7 protein-coding genes and 1 pseudogene are annotated in these 7299 nt (G+C 71.3%); 6 read left to right on the forward strand and 2 right to left on the reverse strand.

From position 1 onward, the window contains the following. Positions 1-492 (forward strand): annotated as a pseudogene (locus tag Q0066_RS12615) (23S rRNA (adenine(2503)-C(2))-methyltransferase RlmN); the annotation flags it as partial. A gap of 77 nt (positions 493-569) precedes the next feature. Here Q0066_RS12615 and Q0066_RS12620 read toward each other — a convergent pair. After that, the gene (locus tag Q0066_RS12620; protein WP_298133407.1) at positions 570-2069 is read right to left on the reverse strand and encodes a carboxylesterase family protein; all 1500 of its coding nucleotides are present in this window, start codon (positions 2067-2069) and stop codon (positions 570-572) included. A 55-nt stretch (positions 2070-2124) separates the two neighbouring features. On the opposite strand from Q0066_RS12620, the gene Q0066_RS12625 reads away from it, so the two are divergent. Beyond that, positions 2125-3279 carry a cation:proton antiporter gene (locus tag Q0066_RS12625; RefSeq protein ID WP_298133409.1) on the forward strand — a complete coding sequence of 385 codons (1155 nt, stop codon included), beginning with the start codon at positions 2125-2127 and terminating at the stop codon, positions 3277-3279. A gap of 92 nt (positions 3280-3371) precedes the next feature. Continuing rightward, positions 3372-4943 (forward strand): succinic semialdehyde dehydrogenase, encoded by a 1572-nt coding sequence (locus tag Q0066_RS12630; RefSeq protein WP_298133411.1) that lies wholly within the window; start codon positions 3372-3374, stop codon positions 4941-4943. On the opposite strand, the gene Q0066_RS12635 is transcribed toward Q0066_RS12630, so the two are convergent. Then, on the reverse strand, positions 4900-6021 hold the full coding sequence (locus Q0066_RS12635) for an LOG family protein (RefSeq protein WP_298133413.1): 1122 nt from the start codon (positions 6019-6021) through the stop codon (positions 4900-4902). The genes Q0066_RS12630 and Q0066_RS12635 overlap by 44 nt on opposite strands. Positions 6022-6129: 108 nt before the next feature. Between Q0066_RS12635 and Q0066_RS12640 the strand changes: the two genes are divergently transcribed. From Q0066_RS12640 to Q0066_RS12650, 3 genes are all read left to right on the forward strand, one after another. Further along, a complete protein-coding gene (locus Q0066_RS12640; RefSeq protein ID WP_298133414.1) occupies positions 6130-6669 on the forward strand; it encodes a universal stress protein in 540 nt (179 codons plus the stop codon). Between the two features lie 14 nt (positions 6670-6683). Continuing rightward, positions 6684-7073 (forward strand): CrcB family protein, encoded by a 390-nt coding sequence (locus Q0066_RS12645; RefSeq protein ID WP_298133416.1) that lies wholly within the window; start codon positions 6684-6686, stop codon positions 7071-7073. Further along, positions 7070-7299 (forward strand): CrcB family protein (locus Q0066_RS12650; protein WP_298133417.1); only part of this gene is annotated, 230 nt, incomplete at its 3' end. The genes Q0066_RS12645 and Q0066_RS12650, both read left to right, overlap by 4 nt.

Here is a 7299-nt window from a genome sequence, read left to right on the forward strand (position 1 = left end):
GCCCGCGGCATCACCGTCTCCACCGTCGGGCTGGTGCCGCGAATCAACCAGCTGGCCACCGAGGGCCTGCCGGTGACCCTCGCGGTCAGCCTGCATGCGCCGGACGACGAACTGCGCGACGAGCTGTGCCCGATCAACACCCGCTGGAACGTCGCCGAACTGGTGGACGCCGCTTACGGCTATTTCGTGGCCACCAAGCGTCGGGTGTCGATCGAGTACGCGTTGATCCGCGACGTCAACGACCAGGTGGAGCGGGCCGACCTGCTCGCCGACGTGCTGCGCCGCGACGGCGGCCACGGCTGGGTGCACGTCAACCTGATCCCGCTCAACCCGACCCCCGGTTCGAAGTGGACGGCGTCCCGCCGCCGCGACGAGGCCGCCTTCGTCGCCGCCCTGGAACGCCGTGGCGTCGCCGTCACCGTCCGGGACACCCGCGGCCGCGAGATCGACGGCGCCTGCGGCCAGCTCGCCGCCACCGTGGCCGCCGAGTAGCAGCACTGCTGGTCGAGCTTGTCGAGACCCTGCTGCGCCGGCGCCACGAGGTTTCGACAAGCTCAACCAGCGGTCGGTCAGGGCAGTTCGGCAGCGATCTCGTGCTCGAGCCGGTAGGCGTCCGGATCGTAACGGGCCTCCAAGTCGAAGACGCAGCCGCCGGAGGGCGAGTCGGCCGCTGACGACCAGCCGAGCGGGGAGCCGGTGATGACCGCCAGCCAGGAGCGATGGACGGCGGCCGAGAGACCGGGGTCTGCAGGTTCGCCGAGGGCCTCGAGGACGCCTTCGCCGGAACCGAGGTCCCAGGCGTACGGCAGGTCGAAGCAGTGCGCTGCCCGGTTCAGCGAAGGGGCGTGACGACGGAAGTCGTAGCTCCAGGTGCTTCCTTCAGCGCCGCCGGCGATTCGGGCCTGCACCACCCTGGCCACCGACAGCCGGAACATTCGCAGCGCGGTGAGCTGAGCCCGGGTGCTGGCCTCCCCGATCAGATCCAGTTCGGACCAGAACGACGCCAGGCCGGCCGCCGAGGCGCCCAGCGCCGCGAAAGCGTCGTTCAGTGCCGACCGATCCACGGCTTCCGCGGTCGCGCCCGGGAACTCGTTGGCTGCCGAACCGATCAGCAACGCGGTGTCCCGATGGGCACCGTCCCGTAGTCGCTGACCTAGTGGGAGCACTGTGTCATGGTCCACGATCGGCGCCAAGGTGAGCCCCGACAGCGCAGCATCACCCGCACCGAGGGATCGGACGTAGTCGACCAAGGGCAGGGTGGGCTCGGCCAGGGCGAGGCCGATCTCGGCGCGCTCCGCCCTCAGCAGCCGACCTTCGTCGACGCCGCGCCAGTCGTCCAGCGTGGCGCTGGTCAGGCCCAGGCTCGCAGCGATCCGGACGGCGGCCTCTTGCGCCCGCTCGGGCAACAGGTCGATCACCACCGGAGAGGCGGCGATGGCGCCGCGGAACAGGCCGTCCGCGCCGGGTGCGGCGAGCAGCGCGAGCACGCTGCCGGCACCGGCCGACTGCCCGGCGATGGTGACCCGCTCCGGGTCCCCGCCGAACGTGGCGATGTTCTCCCGCACCCAACGCAACGCGGCGATCTGATCGAGGAGGCCGCGGTTGACCGGTGCGCCGTCGATCCAGCCGAAGCCGTCGAAGCCGAGCCGGTACGAGACGCTGACCGTCACCACGCCGTCGCGGTTGAACGGCGCCCCGTCGTACCAGGGGCTGGACGGCGAGCCGGCGAAGAAGCCGCCGCCGTGGATCCACACCAGCACCGGCAGCCGCGCCGCAGGATCGCCGGGCACCGGGGTGAACACGTTGACGTTGAGGGTGTCGTCGCCCGGGAAGGACGGCTCGGGAATCGTGGTCACCGGCCCGAACGGCTGCCGCTGCGGGGTGGCGCCGGGACGGGTGGCGTCCCGCACGCCCGTCCAGGCCGCCCGCGGCTGGGGCGCGGCGAACCGCAGGTCACCGACCGGTGGTTCGGCGAACGGGATGCCCAGAAAGGCGGCGGAGCCGGGCCGCTGAACGCCGCGGACGGCGCCAGCGGTGGTGCGGACGAGGGGTTCGGGTGTCGCGTCCACTCTGACACTCTCCTTGTCGGGTCCCGATCCGGGCAGGTCGGCCTACAGTATGCCGGTGACGTTCGCGGTGCTGGCCCTGATCTGCGCCGTCGCCATGCTCGGACCGGTGGTCAGCCTGAACCGGATGGTGCACATCCCGGTGGTCATCGGCGAACTCGCCGTCGGCATCGCGCTCGGCCATACCGGTGCGGGTGTGATCGATGCGGACGACCCGACGCTGTCGTTCATGGCGCAGATCGGCTTCGCCCTGGTGATGTTCGTCGCCGGCAGCCATGTGCCGCTGCGCCAGCCGGCGATGCGCAGCGGGTTGCGCAACGGCCTGTTGCGGGCGCTGGGCGTCGCCGTGATCGCGGCACCGCTGGGCCTGCTGATCGCGTCCTTCTGGGGAACCGGGCACGGACCGCTCTACGCGGTGCTGATCGCGTCGTCGTCGGCGAGCATCGTGATGCCCGCCCTGGGCGGCGCCGCGGTGACTGCCCGGTCTGGTCTTGAGATGCTCGTCCAACTCGCGATCGCGGACGCCGCCTGCATCGTGGTGCTGCCGCTGGTTCTTGACCCGTCGCAGGCGCTGATCGCCGGGCTGGGCGCCCTCGGCGTGCTGGCGGTGGCAGCGGTCTTCTTCCTCTTCCTACGCTGGTCCGAGCGCACTGGACGGCGTGACCAGCTGCACGAGCTGAGCGAGAAACGCGGCCTGGCGATGGAGTTGCGGATCACCCTCACCATGCTGTTCACCCTCGCCGCGCTGGCCGCGACCGTGCACGTCTCGGTGATGCTGGCCGGCTTCGCGATGGGCCTGGCGATGGCGGCGGTCGGTGAACCGCGCCGGATCGCCAATCAGACCTTCGCTCTCACCGAGGGCTTCTTCGCGCCGATCTTCTTCGTCTGGCTAGGTAGTTCGCTGGATCTGCGGGCTTTGGCCGGCGATCCGCAGGCGATCGGCCTCGGGGTGGCGCTGGGGGCCGCGGCGGTCCTGGCGCACGGGCTGTTGACCTTCACCCGCCAGCCGCTGCCGATCGCGGTCGCGACGTCGGCGCAACTCGGTGTCCCGGTCGGGGCGGCGGCGCTGGGCAAGACGATGGGCGTCCTGGATCCTGGGGAGGCGACAGCGATGCTGCTGGGCGCGCTGATCACCATCGCCGTGGTGGCGGCGTTCAGCGATCGGCTGGTGCAGGCGGTCACCGCGCCGGTCCCCGATCCGTCGGCCGGCTGATCCGGATCGACTGATCCGAGCGGAGAAGTTCCGCCGAAAAGGATTCCGAGGATCCTGCTCGCATCTGGCCGGAGCGCGACTACATTGAGCCAATGCATGCGACGGCCACCGAGACCGACTTCGTTCTCCCGTCGTCCAGGGTCGCCGCGCTGACCGCGCTGGTGGTGTGCGCGACCCACCCGGAACGCCGGACGGTGCTCAGCCCGCTGTCCGGACGCCCGCTGGCGCAGATTCCGCAATCATCGCCGGCCGACGTGGCGGGCGCTGTCGGCACCGCCCGGTCAGCGGCCAGGCAGTGGCGTGAGCTCAGCCCGCGGCGCCGGGCGGCGATCGTGCTGGCCTTCCACGACCGGCTGCTGGCCGGTCGTGACGAGATTCTCGACCTGATTCAGCTCGAGACCGGCAAGACCAGGGCAGACGCCTTCGAAGAGGTCGCCGAGGTGGCGAACGTGGCGCGGTACTACGCGCGCACCGCGTCCGCGCTGCTCGAACCGCGCCGCCGTCGCGGGGTGCTGCCGGTCGTCGGTTACGCCACCCAGTCCCGGCTGCCGCGCGGGGTGGTGGGCGTCGTCACGCCGTGGAATTATCCGTTCGCGCTGTCGCTGGGTGAGGCGATCACCGCCTTGCTGGCCGGCAACGTGGTGCTGTTGCGTCCCGATCCGCGCACCGCGCTGTGTGTGCTGTGGGGGGTGCAGCAGTTGATCACCGCCGGGCTGCCGGCGGGCGTGCTGCAGGTGGTCGTCGGCGACGGCGATCCGATCGGTGCCGCCGTCGTCCGTTGCGTCGACTTCATCAGCTTCACCGGCTCGACCCGCACCGGACGCGCGGTCGCGGCGGTCGCGGCCGAGCGGATGGTCGGCTGCTCGCTCGAACTCGGCGGCAAGAACGCCCTGTACGTGCGCGCCGACGCCGCCCTGCCGCTGGCGGTCGACATCGCCCGACGCAGCGTCTTCACCGCAGCCGGGCAGCTCTGCACCCACACTGAGCGGCTGATCCTGCACAAGGACATCGCCGAGGAGTTCCTGCGCCTGTTCCTGGCGGCGGTCGCCGAGCTGCGGGTCGGTGTCGCCCTCGACTACGGCTACGACATGGGTTCGCTGTTCGGCCCGGAGCAACTCCAGCGGGTCATCGGCCACGTCGAGGACGCCCGTCGCCGCGGTGCCCGGGTGCTCACCGGCGGCCGGCATCGTCCCGAGATCGGGCCGTGGGTCTACGAGCCGACGGTGCTCGAGAACGTCAGCGCCGCCATGGACCTGCGGGACGCCGAAACGTTCGGCCCGGTGGTCAGCGTGTACCGGGTGGCCGACGACGATGCCGCGGTGCGCCTGATCAACGACTCCGACTACGGCCTGCACGCCACCATCGTCAGTGGCGACCGGACGGCGGCACGGGCATTGGCGCCACTGCTGCGCACCGGCACCGTCAGCATCAACGAGAGCTTCGCCGCCTCCTGGGGTGCGGTCGGCGCCACCATGGGCGCCCGGGGGGACTCGGGGACCGGCTATCGGCACGGCCCCGAGGGTCTGCTCGCCTACACGGTGGTGCAGAGCGTCGCCGAACAGCGCGCCGGCCGGCTGGGAGTGCGTGGTGCCGACGGACAGCGGCGGTTCGCGGACTGGTTCAGCCGTGCGCTGGTGGCGGCGCGGCGCGGCGGCCTGCACTGAGCGCCTCGATCGCCTCGTCGGTCGAATCCACCAGCCGGATGGCGTCGGCCATCCGGCGTCCGGCGGCCAGGCTGTGCAGCAGCGGCCAGACCGGCAGCACCTCCGTCCAGTACTCCGAACCGACCAGCACCAGCGGCGCGACCGGGTCGGACGCCGCGGCGTAGTAGTTCGGGGTGACCGCCTGGAACACCTCCTGGACGGTGCCGGCCGCGCCGGGCAGGTAGACCAGGCCGCCGCGGCACATCCGCAGCAGCACGTCCTCACGCAGCGCGTTGGTGAAGAATTTGGCGATCCGGGTGGCGAACAGGTTGGGCGGCTCGTGCCCGTAGAACCAGGTCGGAATGCCCAACGACAAGCGGGTACAGCGATAGCGATGGGCCACCGCCTGGGCCGAGCGGGCCCAGCCGGTGATGTCGACCGACCAGGGCGCGCCGGTGGCCAGATCGTCGATCGCCGCCTGCAGTTCGGCGTCCGTTCCGTCGAAAGAGGCACCCAGGTTGGCCGCCTCCATCGCGCCCGGACCACCGCCGGAGAGCACGATGTGGCCCTGATCGGCCAGTCGGTGCGCCAACTCGGCGCTGGCCCGGTAGGGGCCGGAACCACGGTGTTCGGCGTGACCGCCCATGATGCCGACGACCCGGGACAACTCGACGTCGGCCAGGGTCTGCTGCAGGGCTTCGGTGATCGCGTGGTCGTGCAGCGCGGCGGCCAGGTCGGCCGCCAAGCCGCCGGGGCGTAGCTGCGCCGACTGCCAGGCGAAGATGGCGGCGTCGGTGGTGGCCGGGTAGCCGTCCGCGAGGTGGTCGTACAGCTCGTCGGGGGTGTACAGCTCGGGCCGGTACGGGTCGAACGGCAGATCGGGCAGCCGCGGAAAGATCAGCGCACCGCGCCGGGCGAGCTGCGAGGCGTCCGTGGGACGAAGGGCGCAGCCAAGGAAGACCGCGCCCTTGACCTCGGTGGACTGCAGCGCGGTCGAGCGCCCGCTCAGATCGACCGATTGGACGAACACCCCGGCCAGCGAGCCGCCGGAAGCCAGGTGCGCGTCGAAGGCATCCAGTGACTCCAGGTCGATCCGCACCGGATCACCCTAGTGCCGACCGCTCTCGGGGCGACCACCGTTGGTCGAGCTTGTCGAGACCCGGCCGACGACGAGTACTAGCGTGTAGCCGAATGAGAGGAGACCGGGATGCTCCATCAGGTCCCACAGCCCAGCCCGGAGCGGATGACACCGTTCGGCGGCGGGGTGCTTGTGGTCGGAGTCCGGCCGGGCAGCGATCCGTTGGTAGTGCTCACCGCGGCGGCACTGGCCCGCACCACCGGCGGCGTCCTGTACTTCGCCTACGTCGACGAGCAGCGGTACACCGAGCGGGAGTTCCCCGACGGCACAGTGCAGCACAGCGACATCAATCCGGACGCCGCCGATGATTCGTGGCAGCGGGTCGAGGCCCGGATCAAGGACGAGTTGGCCGGACTGTTGGCCGACTCGGGTCTGTCCTGGCAGTTCCGCTACCTGGCCGGACGTCCGGACCGTTCGCTGACCCACCTCGCCCGGGCGGTCGACGCGGCGGCGATCGTGGTCGGCAACCGGGCCCCCGAGCACGGGGCGAAGGTGCGCGAGTTCATGGACGGCGCCCTGGCGCTGAAGCTCGCCCAGCATCAGCACCGGCCGGTGCTGGCGGTGCCGCTCTCGGTCGTCGACTGGAAGGCGCCGATGCCGTGGGCCTGAAACCGTTCCGAGGCATGTCTTCGACGGTGGTCCTGGTCGGCGGCGCGTTCGGTACCGCCGTCCGGGCTGCGCTGGAGTCGGCGTTCCCGGCCCAGCCCGGCGGCTGGCCCTGGACCACCTTCCTGATCAACGTCAGTGGCTCGTTGCTGCTCGGCCTGCTGCTGGAGACCCTCAGCCGTCGCGGCCCGGACGCCGGCGTGCGCCGCTACCTGCGGCTCGGCCTGGGCACCGGGGTGATGGGCGGTTACACCACCTACAGCTCGTTCGCGGTGGAGACCGTCCGGCTGTTCGGCGAGGGCGGCGCAGCGGTGTTCGTCGGGATCGGCTACGCCCTGGGCAGCGTGGTGCTGGGCCTGGCGGCGGCGTTCGCCGGCATGTGGCTGGCTGCGAGGTGGTCACGATGATCGGGCTGCTGGTTGCGCTGGCCGGCGGTCTGGGTGCGGTCGCCCGCTTCCAGTCGGACGCCGCGATCGCCCGGCTGCATTCGCTGCGGATGCCGCTCGGCACGCTGACCATCAACACGGTCGGCTCGGGCCTGCTGGGCCTGATCACCGGCTACGTGATGTTCCACACCGGTGCCCCGGAGTGGGCGGCGATCGCCGGCACCGGCTTCATGGGCGGGTTCACCAC

Source organism: Micropruina sp. (genome assembly GCF_027492755.1).
GTDB lineage: Bacteria > Actinomycetota > Actinomycetes > Propionibacteriales > Propionibacteriaceae > Micropruina.

Bases quoted from the DNA above. Each gene is read 5' to 3' on its own strand.
- Q0066_RS12630 (WP_298133411.1), top strand. From the start codon at position 3,372: ATGCATGCGACGGCCACCGAGACCGACTTCGTTCTCCCGTCGTCCAGG.
- Q0066_RS12640 (WP_298133414.1), top strand. From the start codon at position 6,130: ATGCTCCATCAGGTCCCACAGCCCAGCCCGGAGCGGATGACACCGTTC.
- Q0066_RS12645 (WP_298133416.1), top strand. From the start codon at position 6,684: ATGTCTTCGACGGTGGTCCTGGTCGGCGGCGCGTTCGGTACCGCCGTC.